The sequence below is a fragment of the Nonomuraea angiospora genome (assembly GCF_014873145.1).
Lineage (GTDB): Bacteria > Actinomycetota > Actinomycetes > Streptosporangiales > Streptosporangiaceae > Nonomuraea > Nonomuraea angiospora.
This window is the reverse complement of record NZ_JADBEK010000001.1, coordinates 1,508,148-1,531,356: the sequence shown is the minus strand read 5'-3', so window position 1 is coordinate 1,531,356 and position 23,209 is coordinate 1,508,148. Positions and strand designations below refer to the sequence as shown.

The following is a 23,209-nucleotide window of genomic DNA, read 5'->3' as shown; positions in this document are numbered from 1 at the left end:
GGGCGCAAGATCAGCGTACGTCGCCGCCTGCCGTCTCCGACAGCACCCGCACGTCCCACGGCCCCAGCGGCAACTCGGCGCCGGCCTCGTGGGCGGAGCCGTCGAGCACATCCCGCACCGGGACCGGTACCCGCACCGACGCGGGCTCCCACGCCCAGTTGTGCAGGAAACGAACCCGCCGGCCGTCGCGCGCGGTGGCGCCGGTCGAGGTGACCCCGGGCGGCAGCTCCGACCAGGGGCCGGGCGACGGCACCAGCCGGCGGAACAGGGCCTCGGCCAGCACAGCGTTGGGCACGGTGCCGACGTAGGTGATCCGGCCCTGGCCATGCTCGCGGGTGGTGATCGCCGCGAACCGCCCGAAGTGCGGGTGTTCGTAACCGGCCAGCACCTCCGCCCCCTCTGCCTGCAGTCCGTCCGCCCACCGGGTGCCCGCCGCGCCCTCCGGGAAGGCCATGCCTCCTACTGGGCCCCTGACCGGCAGGTCCTCGGTCAGGTTGCTGAACTCGTCGTACCAGGCGCCCGCGGCGTCGGCCAGCCTGCCCGGCTGGACGTCCCGGCGGGCCCGGGCCTCGGTGTCGGCGTAGCCGGTGCGCGGGCCGACGACCAGGTGCCCGCCCGCCGCCGCGTACGCCGTCAGCCAGTCCAGCGTGGCGTCGTCGGCCACGTACAGCCCGGCGGCCACCAGCACCGGATGCCGGGCGGCCAGCGCGCCCGGCTCCCCGGCGACCGCCTGGGCGGCGTGCACCACCCGCACCTGGCAGCCGGCGTCGAACGCGCCACGGTAGAACGGCTCGAAGATGCCCTGGTAGGAGCGCTCGTCCGGCCCGCCGTCCGGCCGCCCGAGCGCGGGCTGGGCGCTCAGCGCCCACTTGCTCGGCGTGGAGTAGAGCATCGCGACGTCCGCGTCCGGGACCAGCCCCTCGACCAGGTCTCCCGCCGTCTCCAGCTCGGCCCCGATCCGGGCGATCTCCCGGTAGGTGCGCCCCGGCCGCCCGCTGTGCGGCAGCACCCCGCCCCAGTACGTCTCCGTGCCGAACACCAGCGTCCGCCACTGCCAGTACTCGATCATGGAGGCCCCGCGGGAGACGAGCGCCCACGCGGCCTGCCGCCACTGGCCGTCATAGGCGGGCTGGTTCACCCAGGGTCCCCCGATGGCCTGCGCGTTCGTCTCGGTCACCAGGAACGGCTCCTGGCGGGAGGAGAACATCCGGTCCGCGCTGAGGTACAGCGCCCAGGTGTTCCTGGTCATCCAGCTCTGCGGCGCGTCCTGCGGCGCGGGCAGCGCGAGGCCGTCCTGCATCGTGTAGTACGGGTTGCCCGCGGTGACGTCGAGCCGCCGGGTCAGCTCGTCGTCGGCCACCCCGGGCCGGTCGTAGGCGATGCACGTGGTGACGAACTGCCCGGGACGGGCGTACTCGCGCACGATGTCCGCCTGCCAGGCGATGAACTCGGTCACCTGGTCGGCCTGGAAGCGCCGCCACGCCTGCGTGTACTGCGGCTGGGCGTTGCCGTCGGGCCGCCACAGGTCGGCCCAGTCCGACAGCCGGTGCGACCAGTAGACCAGGCCCCACTCCCGGTTCAGCGTCTCCACGTCGCCGTAGCGCTCGCGCAGCCAGTCGACGAACCGCTGGAACACGCCGTGGTTGTGCAGCAGGTGCACGCCCGGCTCGTTGTCGACCTGGAAGCCGATGACCGACGGGTGGCCGGCGTACCGTTCGACGACCTTGCGGGTGATCCGCTCGGCGTGGAAGCGGAACGCCGGGTGCGTGAAGTCCATCTCCTGGCGGGCGCCCCACCCGATGCGCTGCCCGGTGGCCCGCTCCCCGGCGATCTCCGGGTAGAGCCGGGCCAGCCACGGTGGCACCGCGTACGTCGGCGTGCCCAGGATGACCCCGATGCCGCGCTCGTGCGCGCCGTCCAGCGCCGGTTGCAGCCAGTCGAGGTCGAAGCGGCCGTTCTCGGGCTCCCAGGTGGACCAGACCGACTCGCCGACCCGGATCACCGAGAAGCGCGCGTCGGCCATCAGGTCCAGGTCGGTCTTCAGCAGGTCGGCGGGGTGGTATTCGGGGTAGTAGGCGGCGCCGAAGAGTACTCGCGGCACAGGGGTTCCCTTCCTTGTCACGGCTTCGCGGGCGGAGCGGTCGATCGGCGCACCACGAGGTGCGCGGGCAGATCTCCGAGGGCGGGTTCGCCGGGAGAGCGTTCGATCTCGGCGGCGAGCAGCGCGAGGCCGTGCCGGGCGATCGCCTCGAAGTCCTGGCGGATGGTGGTCAGCGGCGGCGACAGGTACGCCGCCGCCGGGATGTCGTCCATGCCGACCACGCTCACCTCCTCCGGCACCGCGCGACCGGCCTCCGCCAGCGCGCGCAGCACGCCGATCGCCATGTCGTCGTTGGCCGCGAACACCGCCGTGACCCGCGGGTCCGCCGCCAGCACCCGGCCCGCCGCGTACCCGGAGGCCGGGGACCAGTCGCCCTCCTGCGCCGGCGGCTCGGGAGCACCTGCGGCGGCCAGCGCCTCCCGCCAGCCGCGCGCCCGGTCGCGCGCCGCAGGCCACCGGTGCGGCCCCGCGACGTGCCAGACGCTGGCGTGCCCGAGGCCGAGCAGGTGCTCGGTCGCCTGCCTGCCCGCCTCCACGCCGGAGACGCCGGTGACCACCACGCGCGGCCCGGGGATCGGCCGGAAGCTCAGCACGGGCACGTCGGCGTCGATGCGCAACTCCTGGCTCCCGTCGATCGGGTCGGACACCACGATGGCGTCCACGCCCTGGGCCAGCAGCGACTCGACCGCGCTCATGACGCCGGCGCCCTCGCCCGCGTAGGCGACCGCGAACGCGTACCCGATCTCCCTGGCCTGCCGCTCCAGGGCGACGAGCAGCGATGACGGGCCGTAGAGCGAGCTGCCGATCGAGGCGACCCCGATGCGGTGGAAACGGCCCAGGTGGAGCGCCCTGGCCGCGGTGTTGCGGCGGTAGCCGAGCTCGCGCGCCGCCGCCAGCACCCGCTCGCGGACCTCCTCGCTGACGTACGGCTCGCCGTTGAGCACCCGCGAGACCGTCTTCTGCGACACGCCCGCGAGGGCGGCGACGTCGGTGCTGCTCGGGGGCCTTCGCCTGGCGTCGGACACGTGCGGCTCCTGCCTTATGACTACGTAGTCAGGCTCGCCCCCGCGACACCTCGATGTCAAGAGGGCTATCATTCCGGATGATGTGAACATCTGAATGTTGGGAGTGTGGCTCGATGGTCAGGCTGACCCGGGCGCAGCAGCAGGAACGCACCCGAGCGGCCGTGCTGGCGGCGGCGAGGGAGGAGTTCGCCGAGCGCGGATACGCCGACGCCAAGGTGGACCGGATCGCGGAGCGGGCCGAGCTGACCCGCGGCGCCGTCTACTCGAACTTCCCGAGCAAGCGCGCCCTCTACCTGGCGGTCCTGGTCGCCTCGATCGGGCCCGCGGCGGCCGAGGAGGGCCCGCCGCCGTCCGGCGTGGCCGAGGCGCTGGGCGCGTTCGCCCGCATGTGGCTCGAACGGCTGCCCCTGACCGGCGACACCTCCGCCGGAGGCAGGCTGCAGTCGCGCTCGCTGGCCGGGGTGTTCGACGACGAACCCGGCCGCGCCGCCCTGGGCCAGCTCGCCCGGCTGGAGGCCCTGCTGCTCGCCCTCGCGCTGGAGCCGCGCGCGCCGGGCCACGCGCGGCGGGTTCGGCTGGCCGAGTTGGTCCTCACGCTGCTGAGCGGCGCCGCCCACCTGGCCGGGACGGCGCCCGGCTTCGGCGACCCCTTCGACGTGGCCCGCGCCTGCCGGCACCTGGCCGGCCTCGACCTCGCCGACACGTGGGACCCGCCCCACCTGCCCTACATCGCCCCCGCGCGGGCCGTCCGGGACGCCTGGGAGCCGCCCGCGGAGCTGCCGGACGAGCTCACCGGCCGCCGGACGGGGTTCGACGCCGACGGTGTGATCGCCGTCCTGGGGACCGGCCGGCTGGAGGCCGCCGAGGAGGCCGTCCGCGCCGCCCGCCCGGGGGAGCGCGTCACCGTCGCCGTGGTGACGGGCGATCCCGCCGAACTGGGGCGGCTCGTACGGCTCAGGATCGGCGACCTCGCCGGGAGCCTGCGCCGGGTGTTCGGCCCGGATCCCCTGCCGGGCCTGCGCCTCGTCCTCGACGAGCACGCCGCCGTCGCCTCGGCCGCCGGGATCCCGGACGTGGATGACGCCACCGAGGCCGCGGTACGCGTCCAGGCGGGCCGGATCGTCGCCCGCGCCCACGGCCGGGGCGCCGCCCACGCCGCGGCCGTCACCGGACCCGCCCTCCCCCGTACCGGCTAGGAGGCCGTCAGCGGACGTAGATGTTCGGCCTGGGCGGGGTGGGCATGCCGTCGCCGATGAAGAAGCTCGTGTGCGGCGGCTGGTTGTAGGCGGTGTTCTGCCACGCCACCGACACCCGGTAGAGCGGGTCGTGCATCAGGGTGTAGATGCGGCGGTCGGTGGGCGTGGTCGTGGCGTAGATCCGCAGCGCGCGGTTGTCGCTGGTGGGCCAGACGACCTCCTCGCGCCAGTCGCCGAACAGGTCCGCCGACAGCGACGGGGTGGCCTTGGTGCCGTTGTTGGAGTGCACGCCGGAGGCGGTCAGCAGGCGGGTGTCGCCGCTGGTGCCGTACTTGTCGATCCTGGTCTGGTCGAGCAGCTCCCGCAGCGGGTCGGCGTCCCACCAGACGAGGAAGTTGACCGAGGACGGCTTGCGGCCGGCGTTGTTGCCGGTGACGCTGCGCAGGTTGCCGTCGGCGGCGGACCAGAACTCGCTGGCGACCCTGACCGTCGAGATGTCGCCGGCCACGCCGCGGCCGTTGTCGCCGTTGGCGGGGGTGGACCAGAGGATCTGGCCGGTGCGCGGGTCGATGTAGAGCGAGGACGGCTGGGAGCCCGACTCGCTCACCTTGAAGTACTCCAGGCCCGCCCTGGCCGGGTCGAAGTCGCCCAGGTGCTGGGCGTCGCCGTGGCCGGTGCCCGTGGTCCACATGCCGGTGCCGTTGTCGTTGACGGCCATGGCGCCGTAGACGATCTCGTCCCTGCCGTCCTGGTCGACGTCGCCGACGGACAGGCTGTGGCTGCCCTGGCCGGTCCACTGGGAGCCCGCCGAGTTGCTGTCGAACGTCCAGCGCTTGGTGAGCGTGCCGTTGCGGAAGTCCCAGGCGGCGATGACGGAACGGGTGTAGTAGCCGCGGGCCATGATCAGCGAGGGGCGTTCGCCGTCCAGGTACGCGGTGCCGGCCAGGAAGCGGTCCACCCGGTTGCCGTACGAGTCGCCCCAGCTCGACACGGTGCCCCGGGGCGGGTCGTAGGAGACCGTGGACCTGGCGGCGCCGCTCTGGCCGTCGAACATCGTCAGGTACTCGGGGCCGGACAGGACGTAGCCGCTGGAGTTGCGGTAGTCGGCCGAGGCGTTGCCGATGACCGTGCCGGCGCCGTCCCTGGTGCCGTCGGCGGTCTTCATCGCGACCTCGGCCCGGCCGTCGCCGTCGTAGTCGTAGACCTGGAACTGGGTGTAGTGGGCGCCCGCGCGGATGTTGCGGCCCAGGTCGATGCGCCACAGGCGGGTGCCGTCCAGCCGGTACGCGTCCACGTACACGTTGCCGGTGTAGCCCGACTGGGAGTTGTCCTTGGCGTTGGACGGGTCCCACTTGAGCACGATCTCGTACCGGCCGTCGCCGTCCACGTCGCCCACGCTGGCGTCGTTGGCGCTGTAGGTGTAGGCGACCCCGTCCGGTGTCGTGCCGCCGGACGGCGGCTGGATGGGCACGTCGAGGTACGAGTCGCCGGTGAAGCGGAGCGAGGCGGGCGAGGCGGCCTGCTCGGTCCCGCCGACCACCGCCCTGACCGTGTACGAGGCGTCGGCGGCGGCGCCGTTGTCGAGGTAGTTGGTGGAGGCGGTGAGGTTCGTGGCGACCCTGGTCGAGCCCCGGTACACGTTGAAGGCGACGCCGTCGGGGTCGGTGCCGAGCAGCCGCCACGACACGAGGTTGCCCGAACCGGACCGGACGCTGACCAGGCCGCGGTCGAGGTCCTCCATCTGCTTGGTGGGCGGGGCGGCCTGGGCGGGGACGCCGCTGATCGTCGTAGCCAGGGCGAGGACCGCGGCCGCGCCGGCCAGTCGTAAGCGCATGCGTTCTTTCCCTTCGTGGTAAGCGCTTTCCCGATGGGCGAAAAGAGAAAGTTTCATCGGGGTGTCAGCGTTGACGGACGCGGGCCGGGACCGTGGATGTCAGGGACGAATGTCAGACCTGCGGAAATGGCCACAATGTCTCCTCGTCGGCAAACGGGGTCGCCGCGTCCGCGGCCCGGCGTATTAAAGCGGCCCCGTCCCCCGGCCGCAAGGGCCCGTTGTCATGAACGGGTCAGGTAAGGGCGTCCAGCGCTCGGTCGACGTCGTCGGCGGTGGTGTAGACGTGGAAGCTGGCCCGCACCTTGCCCGCCCGCACGGCCGCGCGGATGCCGGCCGCCTCCAGGCGCTCGCCCGGGGCGTCCACGGAGACGATGGCCGAGTCGGACGGTTCGAGGCCGAGCCCGGCCCTGAAGCGGTTGGCGAGGGCGACGTTGTGGTCGCGGATCCGCTCGACGCCGAGCTCGCCGAGCAGCTCCATGGCCGGGGCGGCGCCGACGTAGGAGAACCAGGCCGGCGACAGGTCGAACGCGCGGGCGTCCGGCGCGAGCCGCAGCGGCGGGCCGTAGTAGGAGCCGCCCTCGTCGGCCCCGGCGTACCAGTTGGCGGCCAGCGGGCGCATGCGCTCGCGCAGGCGTGGCGACAGGTAGCCGAACGCGGCCCCGCGCGGCGTCATCAGCCACTTGTACGCGGCGCAGGCCAGCGCGTCGATGCCCTCGACATCGACCGGCAGCCAGCCGCACGCCTGGGAGCCGTCGGCGATGACGAGCGCGTCGTGGGCGCGGGCGGCGGCCACGATGTCCTGGAGCGGGGCGACGTACCCGGTGGCGGACTGGACGAGGCTGAAGGCGACGGCGGCGGTGGAGCCGGTGACGGCGTCGGCCAGCCGGTCGGCGGGCACGGTCTCGACCTCGGCGGCCACCGCCCACGGGAACAGGTTGCTGGTGAACTCGATCTCGGGCACCACGACGCGCGCCCCCGGCGGCAGCGCGGTGGCGACCGTGGACATGATCTGCGAGAGGGTGGAGCTGACGGTGATGTCGGCGGCGGGCGCGCCGACGAGCCGGGCGAAGGCGGCGCGGGAACGGCCCACCGAGGCGTCCCACGGTTTCCAGTCGCCGCTGCCGTGCCGCCATTCGGTCAGGACGGCTTGGAGCTCCTGGAAGGCGTGGCGAGGGGGCAGGCCGTAGGAGGCGGTGTTGAGCCAGCCGGGGTCGGCGTCCCAGAGCTCGTGCGCCGAGGCGATGTCCATGGGGCCAGCCTAGGTCCCCGCCCTCGGGTCATTGCCCGGGACCGCCTGTCAGCCGGGGCGTTTCAGCAGGCGGTCGATGACCAGGCGGGTGACCTTCTCGGCGTTCCCGGCGATGGAGCCGTCCGGGTCGACGCCCACCGAGCGGCCGTACTCGACCGTCCCGTGCAGGTTGCTCAGCCGGAACTCGTACGTCACCTTGTACCGTCTGAAGCCCCTCGTCGTGGTGTCGGTGTAGGTGAACGCGTCCTGAGCCAGGCCGTCGAGCTCGCGGTAGTTCGTGTGCAGGCGGGACGCGACCTTCTTGGAGAGGTCGAACGTGCCGTCCGACATCGCCTCGCTGTCCAGCGTGTCCAGCGTTATGGACAGCTCGCCGCGCTTGGCCTCCGGGATCGCGTAGTCGCTCTTCCACGAGCACGAGGTGAAGGCGCCGTTGACGTACGTGAAGGGTTTGCCCGCCGAGGGGGCGAGCTCCCGTACGAGGTCGTCGGAGACCAGCGTGCACGGTTTGAGGGGTTTGGTGAACGGCGGGATGTCGTCCGGCACGGGCGCGGCGGCCGGGCCCGTGCCGGAGGCGGCGGCCGGGGGCGTCGCGGTGGTGCCGACGGGGACGAGCAGCGCGAGGCCCGCGCCCAGCACCGCGGCGGCGGCCACGGCGGGGACGAGGGCGGCCGGCTTGAGGCCCGGCGAGCGCCTGGCCGGGGCCGGGGGATGGGCGGGGGCAGGGGCGGGGTCGGCGGGGATGGGATGGCCGACGATCTCGACGCCGCCGACCGTGACGGTCGCGGCCTCGAAGGCGGGCCGCGCGGCGACGTCCCGCAGGACCGCGTGGACGGCGGCCGCGTCCGGGCGGCGGGCCGGGTCGGGGTCGAGCAGGTCGCGCAGCAGGGCGGTGAACGGGTCCTTCGGCTCGATCGCGATCCCCTGGCGAACGGCCTCCGCGGTGGCGGCGGGTGTGGCCCGGACGAAGGGCGGCCTGCCGAGCGCCGCCGTGTAGAGGATCGCACCGAGCGCCCACAGGTCGGCGGCGGGCCCCGGCACGACCCCGGCACCGGCACCACGCGCCCGCCCCGGGTCGGTGGCGGGTCCCGGCTCGGCCTCGTCGCGGGCGAGAGCGGCGGCTCCGGCGTCGGCGGGCTCCGTCGCGGGTCCAGACGCCCCTGTGTCGGCGGGTTCCGGTGTCGCTCCGGGCGGTACGCCGGAGTCGGTGGTGAGCTCCGGTGCGGTGAAGCCGGGCAGCCTGGCGGCCGTTTCGGTGGCGAGGGCCGGGACGGCGAAGTCGTTCAGCACCACGTGTCCGCCCGGGGCCAGCAGGACGTTGCCCGGGTGCAGGTTGCCGTGGGTGACCCCGTGCCGGTGCGCGTACGTCAGGGCGTCCAGCACGCGCAGGCCGATCGTGGCGGCCGCGGCCGGGCCGAGGGCGGCGCGCTGGTGGAGTTCGGCGCGCAGGGACCAGCCGTTGACGATCGGGGAGAGGACCCACACCTCGGTGCCGACGCCGACGACCTCGTACACCGGGTGGATCGACGGGTGCCGCAGGCCCCCGGCGGCCATGGCCTGCCGGCGTACCTCGTCGAAATCGGACCGGCCCCGCGGCAGCGGCAGGCGCTTGGCCGCCACCTCCATGCCGGTACGGCGGTCGAACACCCGCAGCGCGCGGCCGGGCGCACCCGGGGCGAGGGGGGCGATCGGGTGGAAGCGTTCGCCGGTCATCAGTTCCCCTGGAGTCTGGCCGCGGTGGTGCGTGCCGCGCGCATGGCGGTCTCCCGCATCTCGGAGGTGACCGCGGAACCGTTCCCCATCACGGACACCTCGATCACCATCGAGCGGACCCGCAGCCAGACGTTGCTGCTCACGCTGGACAGGATGCCCACGGTGGTGTCCTGGGAGAAGCACTCGTCGCCGACGCCGGGCACGTTCTTGACGGGGGTGGTGACCGCCCGCTCCACCTTCGAGGTGCCCGTCTGCGACTGCCGGCGTTTGCGGAGGGCGTCGAACACCTTGCGCGCGGTGTCCACGTTCCGCTGGGTCTTGATCGTGACGTCGGCGCCGTCCACGGTGACGGAGCACGTGGACGACTTGCTCGGCAGTACCCGGTCCGTGGGGACGACCACCGCGCACGGGTCGGGGGAGGGGGCCACCGCGGTCCGGGACCGGCTCGGGGTCGTGGTCGGGGAGGCGGGGGTGGCGGTGGGGTCGTGGGTTGCGGTGCCCGGTCTCGCGACGGCGAGGGCCGCCACGGTGGCGACGAGCGCGGTCGCGGTGGTGACGGACACCCAGAGCGTACGCCGCCCGCTCGTGGAGCTGACCTCGGTGGGCACGGTGGGCACCTCGGCCGCCATGACCGCCGCGCGGGCCGCCGCCTCGGCCAGGACGGCACGGACCTCCGCCCCGTCACGCGAGCGGGCGAGCGCGGCCCGCAACGCGGCCGCCTCCCGCGGCTGGGGAAGGAGCGCCGGGGAGGCGGCCGCGTGGTCCGGGTGGGGCGTGGAGCCCCCGTCCAGGGCGAACACGAGGGTGGTGACGAGCATCCGCACATCGACGGCGGGGGTGGCGTCGGGCATGGTGGTGCCGAGGCCCGCGAGGACGGTCTCGCCGGTGGCGGCGATGAGGACGTTGCCCGGTGTGACCGCGCCGTGTACGTGCCCGTGCGCGTGGACGACGGCCAGCGCGTCGAGCAGCCGCAGCCCCATCGCCGCGACCCGCCCCGGCTCCAGCGGGCCCTCGGCGGCGGCGACCCGGTCGAGCGAGCCGCCCCGGACGAGGTCCGTGACGATCCAGGGCTGGGGGCCTGAGGTGAGAACGTCGTGCACGGTGACGAGCCCCGGATGGCTCAGCGACGCCGCGAACCTGGCCTCGGCCAGGACCCGCTCCCGCTCACCCGCCCCCGATCCCGGTCGGCCGCCTGCCCCCGAGTCGGGCCGCCCGTCCGCCGTCGTGTCGGGTTCGCCGGCGGGCCGGGCGGTGGCGAGGGGGATCCGTCTGACCGCCACGTCGCGGTGCAGCACCTCGTCCCTGGCCAGCCAGGTGCCGCCGCCCGGGCCGAGCGGCTCGGCCAGGGTGTAGCGTCCCGCCAGTACGGTGCCCCTCATCGCGTCAGCGCCTCGACGACCGAACGGGCCGCGGCGCCCGCCTGCCCGGGCAGAGCGGGGTCCTTGGCGACCTCACGCCGCAGCGTCAGCTTGGCCACCAGGTTGCTCACCCGGAAGACGATCGCCACCTCGGTCTGCGGCCGGCGGTCGTCGGTGACGGTCCACGTCATGGCCTCGTCGCCGAGCCCCTTGAGGTCGCTGATCTCGGAGCTCCTGCCCAGGAGAGAGGACTTCCTGCTCCGTTCGGCCTCGTCCCGCCGCGAGTCGAAGTCGTCGGCGGCCAGCGCGATCTCCGCGTGGGTGCCGGTCGGCTCCTGCATCTCCAGCTCGAGCCGCAGCGACCGGGACTCCTTGGCCAGGCTCTGATGCCAGGTGCACTCGGCGTTCTCCCTCGGCATGATCAACGCCTTCGGGACGGCCTCGGCGGCCTGCTCCGGGGTGAGGAGCCCGCACGCGCGCGGCAGGGCGGCGAACCGCCCCGCCTCGGCCGTCGCCGGGGGTGCGGCGGCGACGGCCGCGGGGCCCGCCGCGGAGGTTCTCCCGAGCTGGGGTACGACGACGGCGCCCGCGCCCACCAGCGCCGCTACGACGAGGGCGCCCAACGCGACCGGCAGCCGCACCCCGGGCGGGGTGTCCCGCGGCGGTTCGGGAAGTACGGCTGTAGCGGCCGGCCCCTGCACGACCGCCTCCAGCCAGCCCCGGAGCCGTTCGGCACCGGGACGCTTGTGTGGGTCCTTCTCCAGCGCGGCGGCCAGCACCGGCCACAGCGCGCTCCCCGAGGGGGCGGGCGGCTCGGTGAGGACGGCGCTCAGCGTGGCGACGGCGCTGTCCCTGGCGAACGGGCCGCGCCCTTCGACGGCGGTGTAGAGGGCGGCGGCCAGCGACCACAGATCCGAGGCCGGACCCGCGGCCCCTGACCACGCATCCGAGCCGGCCCCGGCGGCTCGTGGCGACGCCGGGCCGGTCGGCCGGCTCGCGGTCCGGTCCGCAGGACCCGCCCCAGCCGGGTCAGTGGGCTGAACCACCGTCCGGTCGGTGGCGTGACCATCGGCCGGGCGGGTGGCGCGACTATCGGTATGGTCCGCGGTGTGACCATCGGTCGGGCCGATGGCGTGACCGTCGGCCGGGCCGGAGGGCGGGCTCGCGGCGGCGGTGTGGAGGTCGGTGGGATCGGTGGGCAGGATGAGGGTGTGGTCCGGGGCGGGGGCGTGCAGGCATTCGGGGGCCGTGTAGCCCGGGGTGCCGACCGGCGTGCCGGGCAGGCCGCCGACCAGGGTGGCGATGCCGAAGTCCGTCAGCACCACGCGCCCGTCCCCCGCCAGCAGCACGTTGGCCGGCTTGACGTCCCGATGCAGCACCCCCGCCGCGTGCGTGGCCGCCAGGGCGGACAGCACCCGCAGCCCGATCTCGGCCGCGCGGCGCGCGGGCAGCGGCCCGTTCTCGCGGATGACCTGCTCCAGGGACGGCCCGTGGACCAGCTCCATCACGATCGCCGGATCCCCGTCCTCGACGATCAGGTCGTGCACGGCCACGATCGAGGGATGCCGCAGCGCGGCGGCCGTCCTCGCCTCGGCCAGCGCGCGGTCGCACAGGGCGGCCCGCGACGCGGCGTCCAGCCCCGGCGCCAGCCGCACGCGCTTGACCGCCACCTCCCGCCCGAGGCTCTCGTCGCGGGCGCGCCAGACGACGCCCATGCCGCCCTCGCCGACGGGCTCGATGAGCCGGTACCTGCCTCCGACCAGCGACGTCATGTCACCCCCGCCTGCTCAGCGCGGCGGCCGTCAGCCTGGCGGCCCGCAGCGCGGCCGAGCGCACCCGCGCCGCCTGCGTGCCGTCGAAGTCGACGTACTGGACCTCCACCACCATGTTGCTGACCCGGAACACGACGTTGGACCTCACCATGGTCCCCGACTTCCGCTCCGAGACGTCGTACTGGAACGCCTCCTCGCCGACCCCGGCGACCGGGGCGGCGGCCGTGGACGTGGTGCCGATCGGCCACTGCATCCCGACGGCGCCCCACTGCCACAGCCCGCCGCTGGACCCGTCGGCGTTGACGGTCCGCTTGTTGAGGAACTCCTCGTGCGCCTCCACGGGGAGAGCCTCCCAGTAGTCCTTGTTCTGGGCCTTGGTGGGCTCGACGGAGAGCCCGACCTTCCGCTTCGTCCAGGCGCAGCCGTTCTCCGAGTGGTCGCGCTTCAGCTCGCGCCCGTACGCCGTCTCCTTGACCTGCGCGCCGGTGAGCAGCGTGCAGAAGTCGACCGGCACCGTGAACCTGCCCTTCGCCGGCGTGGTGGTGGCGGCGGCCGGGGGAGCGGCGGCGGACGCGGGCGGGACGGCCGCGCGGGGCGGCGGCGGGTCAGGGGTGTCGCGGGCGACGCCGTACCAGGCGAGGGCCCCGACGACGGCGAGCCCGGCGACGGCGGCGGCCACCGGGACGGCGCTGCCGAGGCGCGGGCGCGGACGCCGGGGACGGTCCAGGGCAGCCGGTACGCCGGAGGCGGCGGCCTCCAGCCACCGGCCCGCGAGTTCGGGGTCCGGGCGGTCGGCGGCCTCGCGCGACAGCATGCGCAGCAGCACCGGCCCCAGCGCCGGACCCGCCCGCGCGGAGGGCGGCGGATCCTCGGTGAGCACCCGGTGCAGCGTCGCCACCGGTGACGCGCTGTGGAACGGCGAGAGGCCCTCCACCGCCGTGTACAGCGTGGCGGCCAGCGACCACAGGTCCGACAGTGGCCCGCCGCGCTCGCCCCGCAGCCGCTCCGGCGCGATGAACCCCGGCGAGCCGATCAGCAGCCCCGACTGCGTGATGGTGACCTGGCCGTCGATCCGGGCGATGCCGAAGTCCGTCAGCACCGCCCGGCCGTCGTCGCACAGGAACACGTTGCCGGGCTTGACGTCGCGGTGCTGGATGCCCTGCCGGTGCGCGACGGACAGGGCCGTCAGCAGGTCGGCGCCGAGCCGGGCCACCCGCTGCGGCGCCCACGGGCCGTCGTCGCGGATGGCGTCCTGCAGCGTGCGCCCGCGCAGCAGCTCCATGACGATCCACGGGCGGCCGTCCTCGGAGAACACGTCGTGGACGGTGGCGATGCCCGGATGGCTCAGCCGCGCCGCCGCGTACGCCTCGCGCACCGTGCGCTCGCACAGCTCGGCGCGCTCCTCCGCCGCGATGTCGGGGGAGAGCAGCACCTCCTTGACCGCGACCTCGCGGTCGAGCGTCTCGTCACGGGCCAGCCAGACGGTGCCCATGCCGCCTCGGCCGAGCGCCCGGATCAGCCGGTAGCGCCCGGACAACAGGGATGCGGGGGGATTGTCGATCATCGTTGGTCACATGGTGTCGTTGGTACGATGCCTCGGCCAGACCCTTTGCAGCCTAGTGAAAACAAGCTGCTCGCCGGCGTCGGAGAAGAGGGTTCGTGGGGCTGCTGCGGATTCATTTCACGGTGGACGACGTGGCGCGCACGACAGTGGCCGCGGGCGCGGACCCGTTGTGGGAGATCGTGCTCAGCAGGTTCCGGCTGCAGGACAGGGACAAGGCGCCGGCCTTCCGGTCCTGGGAGCGCGCCCTGCGCGAGAGCCCGGCCAGGCTGTCCGGGATGGCCTCCGGCCTGCGCTGGCTGACCGCGCTCGCGCCCGAGGCGCCGTACTTCCCCGACTTCCTCACGCCGGCGGCGGCCCGCGACGGCCTGGAGGCGGGGCTCGACGCGTTGCGCGCCACCCCGAGCCGCCGCTTCCGCCACGAGCTGGAGCTGCTCGCCCGGCACACGCCCATCCCGGCCTGGCTGGGCGCGCTCGCCGACCGCCCGTCCGCGCCCGTGGCCGAGCTGGCCGCCGCCCTGGCCGGCTACCACGCGGCGGCCATCGCCCCGTACCACGACCTCATCCAGCCCGCGGTGGAGGCCGACCGGGCCTGGCGCGCCGGCCACCTGCTCAACTCCGGCGTGGAAGGCCTGCTGAGCAGCATGAAGCCGATGATGCGCTGGCGCTCGCCGGTGCTGGAGGTCGACTACAGCGTGGACCGCGACCTGCACCTGCGCGGCCGGGGGCTGACGCTGGTGCCGTCCTTCTTCTGCCGCCGCGTGCCGGTCTCGCTGGCCGACCCCGACCTGCCGCCGGTGCTGATCTATCCCATCGACGCCGCGTTCCGGTGGCAGCCGGGCGAGCGGACTCCCGGCTCGGTGGAGGCGCTGATCGGCGCCACCCGGGCGGCCGTCCTGCAGGCCGCCGACGGCGGGGCCACCACCACGGAGCTGGCGCGGCGGGCGGGCGTGTCGCTGGCGGCGGCCAGCCGGCACGCGAAGGTGCTGCGGGAGGCGGGCCTGATCAGGAGCGTGCGCCGGGGCCCCGCCGTGCTCAACCTGCTGACCCCGCTGGGCAGCGGTCTGCTCGGTCCTCCGCTGGGGCCCGCGCCACCGGCCTCGAAGTAGCCGGCGGCCGGTCATCAGGAGGGCCAGGCGACGTCGTCGAGTGCGAGGAACGGCGAGACCGCGACGGAAGACGCCGACGCATCGCTTCCGGGTCCTTCACACCGGCCGAGAGAGCACGGACGATGGTCGCGCGTCGCGGTCAGCGATTCGGAACGGGAAGGAGCCGGCATGCGGGTCGTGGTCATCGGTGCGGGAGTGGTCGGAGCGGCGGTCGCGGCGGGGCTCACCCGGCGCGGCGCGCAGGTCACCGTCCTGGAGGCGCGTACGCCGGGATCCGGCACGACCTCCACGTCCCTGGCATGGGTCAATGCCAACAACAAGACGCCCAAGGAGTACTTCGACCTCAACCACGCCGCCGTCCGGGCGCACCACCAGCTCCCCGGCGACTGGTTCTTCCCCACGGGCAACCTCGAGTGCGCGGTCTCCGACGAGCACAAGGAACTCCTGGAGACCCGCGTACGGCGGCTGATCGGCATGGGCTACCCGGTCGAGCGGATCACCGCCGCGCGCGCCTTCACCCTGGAGCCCGACCTGGTGCCGCCGCCTCCCGGCGCCGAGTACGTGTTCTTCCCCATGGAGGCGCACGTCCACCCGCTGCGGCTGCTCGGGCGCCTGCTCGGCGAGGCCCGCGACGCCGGGGCCGCGGTCGTGTGCGGGGCCGAGGTGAGCGCGATCGAGACCTCGTCGTCGGGCGTCGAGGTGACGGCGGCCGACGGACGGGTCTTCGGCGGCGACGTGGTGGTCACCTGCGCCGGGCGCTGGACGCAGGGGGTGGCGGCGCTGGCCGGGGCCGAGGTGCCGATGCTCGACCCGGCCGTGTCCGGCGCGGTCACCAACGGTTTCCTCGTCACCACGACCCCGGTGCCCGCCCGCCTGTCCCGCGTGCTCCACTCCGACGAGCTCAACCTGCGGCCGGACGGCGGCGGGCGGCTGCTGCTGCAGTCGCTGCCGCTGGACGGCCGGGCGGACCCGGACGTCCCGGTGCCCGGCGACGTCCTGGACTCGATCCTGGCCCTGATGTCGCGCGTGCTGCGGGCCGTGGACGGGGCCGCGGTGGAGCGGGCGGTGGTCGGCCGGCGGGCGATGCCGGGGGACGGGCTCACGGTGGCGGGCTTCGTGGACGCGGAGCGGCGCGTGTACACGGTGGCCACGCACAGCGGGATCACGCTGGCGCCGCTGCTCATGGGAGAGGTGGCGGGCGAGGTGTACGGCGAGGAGTCGCCGTTGCTGGCGCCGTTCCGGCCGTCCCGCTTCGCCGACGGCGCCGCCGGGCCCGTCCCTGCTCCGGCGCGGCGGCCGGGACAGCAATGACGGTCACTCGGCGGGTGTGATGGTCCTGAGGAAGAGGATGCCGTCGGTCGTGTCCACCTGGCCGGGGTCCAGGGCGAAGTAGCCGGAGCTCGTGTCGGCGGGGGGAGCCGGTTCGACGCCCTTCAGCGCCCCGGCCAGCCGTTTGGAGGCGATGAGGTAGGCGTCGTGAGGCAGGGCGGCGCGCAGGACGCCCTCCAGGGTGTCCGGCGGGGAGGCCGCGCCCGCGGTCGAGGCGATGAAGGCGTACTCCTCGCCCAGCTGCGCCGCGACGATCGAGCCGGCGCTCCACCACTCCAGCAGCAGGTCGCCGCCCTGCCAGCCCGCCGTCCGCCAGACGCTCCTGTCCCGCTGGAGGTGCCGGTTGTGGGCGTGGACCAGCAGCGGGCCGTAGTGCGGTGCGAGCGCCAGGAGGTTCTCGGCCATCATCGTGTCCCGCAGCCCCATGAGGCGCACGACCCGGCTCGGCGAGGTGTCCGCCATCCCCGCGTGGTAGCGGAGCAGGCCCGTGGCCGTACGCCCGAACAGGCAGGCCCGCCACCACGCCTCCCGCGAGGTTGCGGCGATCAGACGCGGTGACTCCGCCGTGAGCAGGGCCGTGAGGTCGTCCGCCATGAGGCGCAGCTCGACGGCGTCGGGGGAGCGGCCGACGGACCGGGTGGGGTCCATGGTGGCGTCGGGGTCCGTCCACCGGGAGTCGGCGCCGAGCAGCCGGTCGATGGTGTCGAAGGGCGGCACGTCGAGGTGGGCGGCGAGATAGCCGTGCAGCCCGGCGAGAGCGGGGCGGGGGCTGGCGGGCCCGGCCAGCTCGAGCGGCCCGTCGAAGCCGAAGAACCGGACCCGCTCGGCCGCGGGCCGGTGCCGGTTGTGCTCCCGCATCCAGCTCACGAGCTCCCGGTTGGCGGCCGAGCCGCCGAGCCCGTGGCTGAAGCCGCGCCGCATGACGTCGTCGAGTGTCCCCGCGCCCTCCGTGACGTACGCGTCCACGATCAGCGCCGCGAGGCAGTCGCTCTCGATCGCGATCGACCGATGGCCCTCGTGCTCCACGAGGTGGCGGAAGACCTCGTTGCGCCGCCGGAGGAACGCCTCCTCGCCGTGCGTGGGCTCGCCGAGGCCGAGCAGGCGCGGCGGAGCCGGGAACGACCTGAGCAGCTTCGTGATCGCGGCGCCCTCGAAGGGCCAGCCGGAGTCAAGGATCGCGGATTCCATGCCTTCAACCGTATCGTTGAACCTTCCGTGTAAACTTTGCCCATGCCCCGCGAGCGACTCCGGCCCGTGGATCTGGCGCGCGAGCACGGCCTGTCCACGCAGGCGATCCGCAACTATGAAGAGGCGGGCATCCTCCCGCCGGCCGCGCGCACGCCCCACGGTTACCGCACCTACACCCCCGTCCACCGGGAGGCCTTGCGCGCCTTCCTCGCGCTGATCCCCGGCCACGGCCACCAGACGGCCACCTCGATCATGCGGGAGGTGAACGGAGGCGCGGTCGAGGAGGCCCTGCGGCTCATCGACGAGAGCCACGCGCAGCTGCTCGACGACCGCCGGACGCTGCTGGCCGTGGAGCGCGCGCTGCGCGACCTGACGGCGGAGGAGAAGCCCAGAGCAGAGGAGCGGCCCGGGCCCGGTGGTGTCACCTTCATCGGCCCGCTGGCCAGGAGGCTCGGCATCAGGCCCGCGACGCTGCGCAAGTGGGAGCGCGCCGGGCTGGTCAACCCGCGTCGCGACCCTCAAACCGGCTACCGCGTCTACACGGCCGCCGACGTGCGCGACGCCCGGCTGGCCCACCAGCTCAGACGCGGCGGCTACCTGCTGGAGCAGATCGCCCCGCTGCTCGCCCAGGTGCGCTCCGCCGGGGGGATCGCGCCCCTGGAGGCGACCCTGCGCGACTGGCACGCCCGGCTGACGGCCCGCGGCCGCGCCATGCTGACCGGCGCCGCCGGGCTGGACGCGTACCTGCGCCACCCCGGCCGCCCCGGCGCGCTCCCGGAGGATTAGGATACAGGGCAGCTCTGTATCCTAATTGGCCATGACAGGCAGACGGGAATACGCCATGGGTGCCTACGTGCTCGGCTTCCACGACATCGACAAGACCCTGCTCCCCCTGGTCGGCGGCAAGGGGGCCAACCTCGGCGAGCTGTCCGCCGTCGAGGGGGTGCGGGTGCCGCCGGGCTTCTGCGTCACCACCGAGGCCTACCGCGCGGTCGTCGAGTCGGACGCGACGATCGCCGCGCTGATCGACGGGCTCTCCGGGCTGCGCGCGGACGACCGGGCCGGGATCGCCGAGGCGTCCGCCCGCCTCAGGGAGGCCGTCGAGACGCTGCCCGTACCGGCCGAGATCGAGGACGACATCCTGCGCCGCCTCGCGGAGCTCGGCGACGTGCCGTGCGCGGTGCGCTCCAGCGCCACCGCCGAGGACCTGCCGTCCAGCTCGTTCGCCGGCCAGCAGGACACCTACCTGAACGTCACGGGAGCCCCGGCGGTGCTCGCGAGCGTGCGGCGCTGCTGGGCGTCGCTGTTCACCGACCGGGCGGTGGCCTACCGGATCAAGAACGGCTTCGAGCACCGCGCGGTGCGCGTGTCCGTGGTGGTGCAGCAGATGGTCTTCCCCGAGGCCGCGGGCATCATGTTCACCGCCGACCCGGTGACGTGCAACCGGAAGGTGGTCTCGATCGACGCCGGGTTCGGCCTGGGGGAGGCGTTCGTGTCGGGCGTGGCGAACGCCGACAACTACCGCGTGCGCGCGGGCGAGATCATCGCGCGCAACGTCGTCACCCAGGCCGTCGAGCTGCGCCCCTCCCCGGACGGCGGCACGGAGGAGCGGGAGATCGAGCCCGCGCGCCGCCACGTCCAGACCCTGAGCGACGAGCAGATCCTCCGCCTCGAACGCCTCGGCCGCCGCATCGAGAGCCACTTCGGCCGCCCGCAGGACATCGAGTGGGGCCTGGCCGGCGGCGAGTTCCAGATCCTGCAGAGCCGCCCGATCACCACCCTCTACCCGGTGCCCGCGACGGCCGACGGCAAGAACCACGTCTTCATGTCCTACGGCCACCGCCAGATGATGACCGACGCCTTCAAGCCCCTGGGCCTGTCGTTGTTCGCGCTCCTGCACGACCGGCTGGGCCGCTCGGCGGGCACGGTGTCCGGCAGCCGGTTCTACAAGGACGTCTCGCCCGAGCTGTCCTCGTCGTGGGCGCGCGCGGTCACGCTCAAGAGCCTCGGCCAGGTGGACGTCCTCATGGCCAACGCCCTGCGCCAGGTCCTCACCAGGAAGGACTTCGTGCGCGACCTGGCCCACGGCAAGACCTCGATGCTGGACTTCGGCGAGGGCGGGCTGCTGCCGATGGCCCGCCAGTATCTGAAGATGTCCGGCAAGGACGACGCCGAGGCCGTGCCCGAGCTGATCGCCGAGAACGAGCGGACGGTCGAGGAGCTGCGGCGCGGCATCGCGGGCAAGTCGGGGGACGAGCTGTTCGCCTACATCCTGGACGACCACGACGTGCTGGCCCGGCTCACGTTCGACCCGCGCAGCGTGGCGGCGGCCTTCGTCGGCATCCAGGCGGTGAACTGGGTCAACAAGCGCATGAAGGCCTGGCTCGGCGTGCAGAACGCCGCCGACGCCATCGCCCAGTCCGCCGACCACAACGTGGTGGCCGCCATGGGCCTCGACCTGCTGGACGTCGCGGACGCCGTCCGCCCGTACCCGGCGGTGGTCGAGCACCTCGAACGCGCCGGCCGCGACACGCTCCTCACCGGGCTCGACGGCCTGGAGGGCGGCCCCGAGGCCCGCCGCGCCCTCGAGGGCTACCTGCGCACGTACGGGATGCACTGCTCGGGCGACATCGACATCACCAGGACCCGCTGGAGCGAGGACCCCACCCAGCTCGTCCCGCTCCTGCTGAGCAACGTCAGGAACTTCGCGCCCGGCGAGCGCGCCCGCAAGGTCGAACGGGGCCGCGCCGAGGCCGAGCGCACCATCGCCGGCCTGCTGGAACGCCTCAGGGCGCTGCCCGGCGGCGAACGGAAGGCGAAGAAGGCGGCCCGGCAGATGAGCCTCATCCGCCACTTCATCGGCTACCGCGAGTACTCCAAGCACGCCCTGCTCCAGCGGTACGAGCTGTACAAGCGGGCGCTGCTCGCCGAGGCGGCCGAGCTCGTCGATCGCGGGGTGATCAGGCAGCCGCAGGACGTGTACTTCCTGTCGCTGGAGGAGTTCAGGCAGGTCGTGCGGACCGGGCGGCTCGACCCCGCGCTCGTCGACGAGCGGCGGGAGGCGTTCGAGGAGGACCGGAAGCTGACGCCGCCGCGCGTCATCACCTCCGAGGGCGAGGTGATCTCCGGCGAGTACGACACCGGCTCCCTGCCCGAGGGCGCCCTGGCGGGCATCGCCGTCTCCTCGGGCGTCGTCGAGGGGCGCGCCCGCGTCGTGCTGAGCATGGACGAGGCGGCGGTCGAGGAGGGCGACATCCTCGTCACCGTCTACACCGACCCGAGCTGGTCGCCGCTGTTCGTCTCGGTCAAGGGCGTCGTGATGGAGGTCGGCGGGGTGATGACCCACGGCGCCGTGGTCGCCAGGGAGTACGGCCTGCCCGCCGTCGTCGGCGTGGAGAACGCCACCCGGCGCATCGAGGACGGCCGGCTCATCCGCGTCAACGGCGCCGAGGGGTACGTCGAGCTGCTCTGACCTGGTGCGGCCGCGTCACCGGCGCGGCCGCACCGCGAGGTCAACGGACCTTGGCGAAGAACGCGCGCAGGTCGGCCGCGAAGCGGCCAGGCTGCTCCATGGCGACGAAGTGGTGCCCGGCCGTGTTGTCCTCCGGCCAGTGCAGGATGGTGTTGTGCCGCTCGGCGAGCCGCCGGATGCCGGGCGGTCCGCTGTAGACGCCGGTCGGCACCACCTTCTGCCCCTTCGGCCAGCCGAACCCCGTGCTCTCGTAGTAGGGCCAGGACGAGGTGCCGAAGGTCCCGGTGAGCCAGTAGAGGCTCACGTTCGTGAGGAAGAGGTCACGGTCGATCACCTCCTCCGGCGTCTTGGCCGCGACCGTGAACTCCTTGAACTTCTGCGTCATCCACGCCAGCGCCGCGACCGGGGAGTCGTGCCAGCCGTAGGCGAAGGTCGCGGGCGCCGCGCGCAGCAGCCCATGGTGGTCCACGCCGTTCATCCAGTCCTGCTCCTGCAGCCGCGCGTACGCCGCCCGCTCCTCCTCGGTCATCTCCGGGACGTCGGCCTCGGTGGGGAAGCCGAGCCCGCTGATGACGTAGACGCCGACCACGTGCTCAGGGTCGGCCGTGGCGACCTCCGGGGCGACGTACGCGCCGTAGTCGCCGCCCTGGGTGCCGTAGCGGTCGTATCCGAGGCGGCGCATCAGCTCCGCCCAGATCCGCGCCACGCGCGTGACGTCCCAGCCGCTCTCGCGCGGCGGCGCGGAGAACCCGAACCCGGGCAGCGACGGCACCACCACGTGGAACGCCTGAGCGGGGTCGCCGCCGTGCGCGCGGGGGTCGGTGAGCAGCTCGATGAGGTCGGCGAACTCCACGAAGGAGTTCGGCCAGCCGTGCGTGAGGATGAGCGGCAGGGCGTCCGGCTCGGCGGAGCGCACGTGCAGGAAGTGGATGTCCTGGCCGTCGATCTCGGTCATGAACTGCGCGAACCCGTTCAGCCGCGCCTCGTGCCGCCGCCAGTCGTAGCCGTCGCGCCAGTAGGCGGCCAGCTCCTCGAGGTGGTCGGCGGGCACGCCGCGGCTCCAGCCCTCGCCCGGCAGCCGCCGGGACCACCGGGTACGGGCCAGCCGGTCGTTCAGGTCGTCCAGGTCGGCCTGGGGGATGTCGATACGGAAGGGGCGGATCTCGGTGCCCATGATTGTCCTCCTGTGGTCGCGATGACGTGACCGACGCTAGGAGGCATATAGGTCTAACTGTGTCCTACATGGCACGCATACTTGACGTCATGAGCGACACCCCCGCCCGGCTGCTCGCGCTGCTGTCGTTGCTGCAGACCCCGCGCGAATGGCCCGGCAGCGAGCTGGCCCAGCGGCTGGAGGTCAGCCCCCGTACGGTCCGCCGCGACATCGACCGCCTGCGCGAGCTCGGCTACCCGGTGCAGGCGACGATGGGCGCGGCGGGCGGCTACCGGCTCATCGCCGGCAAGGCCATGCCGCCGCTGCTGCTGGACGACGAGGAGGCGGTGGCCATCGCGGTGGGCCTGCGCATGGCGGCCGGGCAGCCGGTGGACGGCATGGAGGAGGCCTCCGTACGCGCTCTGGCCAAGCTGGAGCAGGTGCTGCCGGCGCGGCTGCGGCAGCGCGTCGGCGCGCTCGGGGCCGCCACGGTGTCGATGACGGCGGCGGGCGGGCCGAGCGTCGACCCCCAGAACCTGGCGGTGCTCGCCTGGACGGCCGCCAACCGCGAACGCCTGCGCTTCGACTACCAGGCGAACGACGGGAGCCGGAGCAGCCGGCTGGTCGAGCCCTACCGGCTGGTGGCCGGCGGGCGCCGCTGGTATCTGCTCGCGTACGACAACGACCGCGACGACTGGCGGATCTTCCGCGTCGACCGGCTCAGCGGCCCGCGGCCGACCGGCGTCCGCGTCGCGCCGCGCGAGCCGCCCGAGCCGGACGCGGCCGCCTTCGTCACCCGCAAGATCTACTCGATCGTCCCCACCTACGAGGTGCGGGCGACCCTGCGCCTGCCGGCCGAGGAGGTGATCCGGCGGCTCGGCGCCGATCCGGGCGATGTCCGGTCCGTCGACGAGCACAGCTGCGAGCTGCGCGGACACGCCGACACCCTGGAGTGGCTGGCCGCGCGGCTGCTCATGCTCGGCTGCGAGTTCGAGGTGCACGAACCGCCGGAGCTGCTGGCGTACCTGCGGGCGGTCGGCGGCCGCGCCGTCCGGGCCGCAGCGGTCCCGCGCGGGGCCCGAGATTGTCGTGGGTGATCGCTAGGGTCACCGTCATGGTTGACGCAGCGGAGGTCTGTTCATGCGCCGGCTC

General features: G+C 74.0%; 16 protein-coding genes. 6 read left to right on the top strand and 10 right to left on the bottom strand.

Going from position 1 to position 23,209, the window contains the following annotated elements:
* Positions 1 to 10: 10 nt before the first annotated feature.
* On the bottom strand, positions 11 to 2,101 hold the full coding sequence (locus tag H4W80_RS63415) for a beta-galactosidase (protein ID WP_192784316.1): 2,091 nt from the start codon (positions 2,099 to 2,101) through the stop codon (positions 11 to 13).
* A 17-nt stretch (positions 2,102 to 2,118) separates the two neighbouring features.
* Positions 2,119 to 3,126, bottom strand: a complete 1,008-nt coding sequence (locus tag H4W80_RS07000; protein WP_318786735.1) for a LacI family DNA-binding transcriptional regulator — start codon at positions 3,124 to 3,126, stop codon at positions 2,119 to 2,121.
* Positions 3,127 to 3,239: 113 nt separating this feature from the next.
* On the opposite strand from H4W80_RS07000, the gene H4W80_RS06995 reads away from it, so the two are divergent.
* Positions 3,240 to 4,322: a TetR/AcrR family transcriptional regulator gene (locus tag H4W80_RS06995; protein ID WP_192784314.1), complete on the top strand. Its 1,083-nt coding sequence runs from the start codon at positions 3,240 to 3,242 to the stop codon at positions 4,320 to 4,322.
* A 7-nt stretch (positions 4,323 to 4,329) separates the two neighbouring features.
* Here H4W80_RS06995 and H4W80_RS06990 read toward each other — a convergent pair whose 3' ends face one another.
* The 6 genes from H4W80_RS06990 to H4W80_RS06965 form a co-directional block, all read right to left on the bottom strand.
* The gene (locus H4W80_RS06990) at positions 4,330 to 6,156 is read right to left on the bottom strand and encodes a rhamnogalacturonan lyase (RefSeq protein ID WP_192784313.1); all 1,827 of its coding nucleotides are present in this window, start codon (positions 6,154 to 6,156) and stop codon (positions 4,330 to 4,332) included.
* A gap of 232 nt (positions 6,157 to 6,388) precedes the next feature.
* Positions 6,389 to 7,405, bottom strand: a complete 1,017-nt coding sequence (locus H4W80_RS06985; protein ID WP_192784312.1) for an aminotransferase class V-fold PLP-dependent enzyme — start codon at positions 7,403 to 7,405, stop codon at positions 6,389 to 6,391.
* A gap of 48 nt (positions 7,406 to 7,453) precedes the next feature.
* Complete coding sequence (locus H4W80_RS62510) at positions 7,454 to 9,115, bottom strand: protein kinase domain-containing protein (protein ID WP_192784311.1); 1,662 nt, start codon at positions 9,113 to 9,115, stop codon at positions 7,454 to 7,456.
* Entirely contained in the window at positions 9,115 to 10,494 is a 1,380-nt protein-coding gene (locus tag H4W80_RS06975) for a protein kinase domain-containing protein (protein WP_192784310.1), read from the bottom strand. The genes H4W80_RS62510 and H4W80_RS06975 overlap by 1 nt, the downstream gene beginning before the upstream one ends.
* Positions 10,491 to 12,245 (bottom strand): protein kinase domain-containing protein, encoded by a 1,755-nt coding sequence (locus H4W80_RS60330; RefSeq protein WP_225963295.1) that lies wholly within the window; start codon positions 12,243 to 12,245, stop codon positions 10,491 to 10,493. The genes H4W80_RS06975 and H4W80_RS60330 overlap by 4 nt, the downstream gene beginning before the upstream one ends.
* Before the next feature lies 1 nt (position 12,246).
* Positions 12,247 to 13,809: a serine/threonine-protein kinase gene (locus tag H4W80_RS06965; protein WP_192784309.1), complete on the bottom strand. Its 1,563-nt coding sequence runs from the start codon at positions 13,807 to 13,809 to the stop codon at positions 12,247 to 12,249.
* Positions 13,810 to 13,904: 95 nt separating this feature from the next.
* On the opposite strand from H4W80_RS06965, the gene H4W80_RS06960 reads away from it, so the two are divergent.
* A complete protein-coding gene (locus H4W80_RS06960) occupies positions 13,905 to 14,915 on the top strand; it encodes an ArsR/SmtB family transcription factor (protein ID WP_318786734.1) in 1,011 nt (336 codons plus the stop codon).
* A 168-nt stretch (positions 14,916 to 15,083) separates the two neighbouring features.
* Positions 15,084 to 16,226, top strand: coding sequence for an NAD(P)/FAD-dependent oxidoreductase (locus tag H4W80_RS06955; RefSeq protein ID WP_192784308.1), 1,143 nt, complete (start codon positions 15,084 to 15,086; stop codon positions 16,224 to 16,226).
* A gap of 3 nt (positions 16,227 to 16,229) precedes the next feature.
* Here H4W80_RS06955 and H4W80_RS06950 read toward each other — a convergent pair whose 3' ends face one another.
* Positions 16,230 to 17,432, bottom strand: coding sequence for an erythromycin esterase family protein (locus H4W80_RS06950; protein WP_192784307.1), 1,203 nt, complete (start codon positions 17,430 to 17,432; stop codon positions 16,230 to 16,232).
* A gap of 42 nt (positions 17,433 to 17,474) precedes the next feature.
* Between H4W80_RS06950 and H4W80_RS06945 the strand changes: the two genes are divergently transcribed.
* Both H4W80_RS06945 and rph read left to right on the top strand, forming a co-directional pair.
* Entirely contained in the window at positions 17,475 to 18,218 is a 744-nt protein-coding gene (locus H4W80_RS06945) for a TioE family transcriptional regulator (RefSeq protein WP_192784306.1), read from the top strand.
* A gap of 31 nt (positions 18,219 to 18,249) precedes the next feature.
* A complete protein-coding gene (rph, locus tag H4W80_RS06940) occupies positions 18,250 to 20,904 on the top strand; it encodes a rifamycin-inactivating phosphotransferase (protein ID WP_225963294.1) in 2,655 nt (884 codons plus the stop codon).
* Between the two features lie 40 nt (positions 20,905 to 20,944).
* Here the strand turns inward: rph and H4W80_RS06935 are convergent, their stop codons facing one another.
* Positions 20,945 to 22,078 (bottom strand): epoxide hydrolase family protein, encoded by a 1,134-nt coding sequence (locus tag H4W80_RS06935; RefSeq protein WP_192784305.1) that lies wholly within the window; start codon positions 22,076 to 22,078, stop codon positions 20,945 to 20,947.
* 89 nt (positions 22,079 to 22,167) lie between these two features.
* On the opposite strand from H4W80_RS06935, the gene H4W80_RS06930 reads away from it, so the two are divergent.
* Positions 22,168 to 23,154: a helix-turn-helix transcriptional regulator gene (locus H4W80_RS06930; protein ID WP_192784304.1), complete on the top strand. Its 987-nt coding sequence runs from the start codon at positions 22,168 to 22,170 to the stop codon at positions 23,152 to 23,154.
* Positions 23,155 to 23,209: the final 55 nt, after the last annotated feature.

Excerpts from the sequence above, each read along its gene's own strand:
- H4W80_RS06995 (WP_192784314.1), top strand. The coding sequence starts at position 3,240 with ATGGTCAGGCTGACCCGGGCGCAGCAGCAGGAACGCACCCGAGCGGCC.
- H4W80_RS06990 (WP_192784313.1), bottom strand. The coding sequence starts at position 6,156 with ATGCGCTTACGACTGGCCGGCGCGGCCGCGGTCCTCGCCCTGGCTACG.
- H4W80_RS06985 (WP_192784312.1), bottom strand. The coding sequence starts at position 7,405 with ATGGACATCGCCTCGGCGCACGAGCTCTGGGACGCCGACCCCGGCTGG.
- H4W80_RS62510 (WP_192784311.1), bottom strand. The coding sequence starts at position 9,115 with ATGACCGGCGAACGCTTCCACCCGATCGCCCCCCTCGCCCCGGGTGCG.
- H4W80_RS06975 (WP_192784310.1), bottom strand. The coding sequence starts at position 10,494 with ATGAGGGGCACCGTACTGGCGGGACGCTACACCCTGGCCGAGCCGCTC.
- H4W80_RS60330 (WP_225963295.1), bottom strand. The coding sequence starts at position 12,245 with ATGACGTCGCTGGTCGGAGGCAGGTACCGGCTCATCGAGCCCGTCGGC.
- H4W80_RS06965 (WP_192784309.1), bottom strand. The coding sequence starts at position 13,809 with ATGATCGACAATCCCCCCGCATCCCTGTTGTCCGGGCGCTACCGGCTG.
- H4W80_RS06955 (WP_192784308.1), top strand. The coding sequence starts at position 15,084 with ATGCGGGTCGTGGTCATCGGTGCGGGAGTGGTCGGAGCGGCGGTCGCG.
- H4W80_RS06950 (WP_192784307.1), bottom strand. The coding sequence starts at position 17,432 with ATGGAATCCGCGATCCTTGACTCCGGCTGGCCCTTCGAGGGCGCCGCG.
- H4W80_RS06945 (WP_192784306.1), top strand. The coding sequence starts at position 17,475 with ATGCCCCGCGAGCGACTCCGGCCCGTGGATCTGGCGCGCGAGCACGGC.
- rph (WP_225963294.1), top strand. The coding sequence starts at position 18,250 with ATGACAGGCAGACGGGAATACGCCATGGGTGCCTACGTGCTCGGCTTC.
- H4W80_RS06935 (WP_192784305.1), bottom strand. The coding sequence starts at position 22,078 with ATGGGCACCGAGATCCGCCCCTTCCGTATCGACATCCCCCAGGCCGAC.
- H4W80_RS06930 (WP_192784304.1), top strand. The coding sequence starts at position 22,168 with ATGAGCGACACCCCCGCCCGGCTGCTCGCGCTGCTGTCGTTGCTGCAG.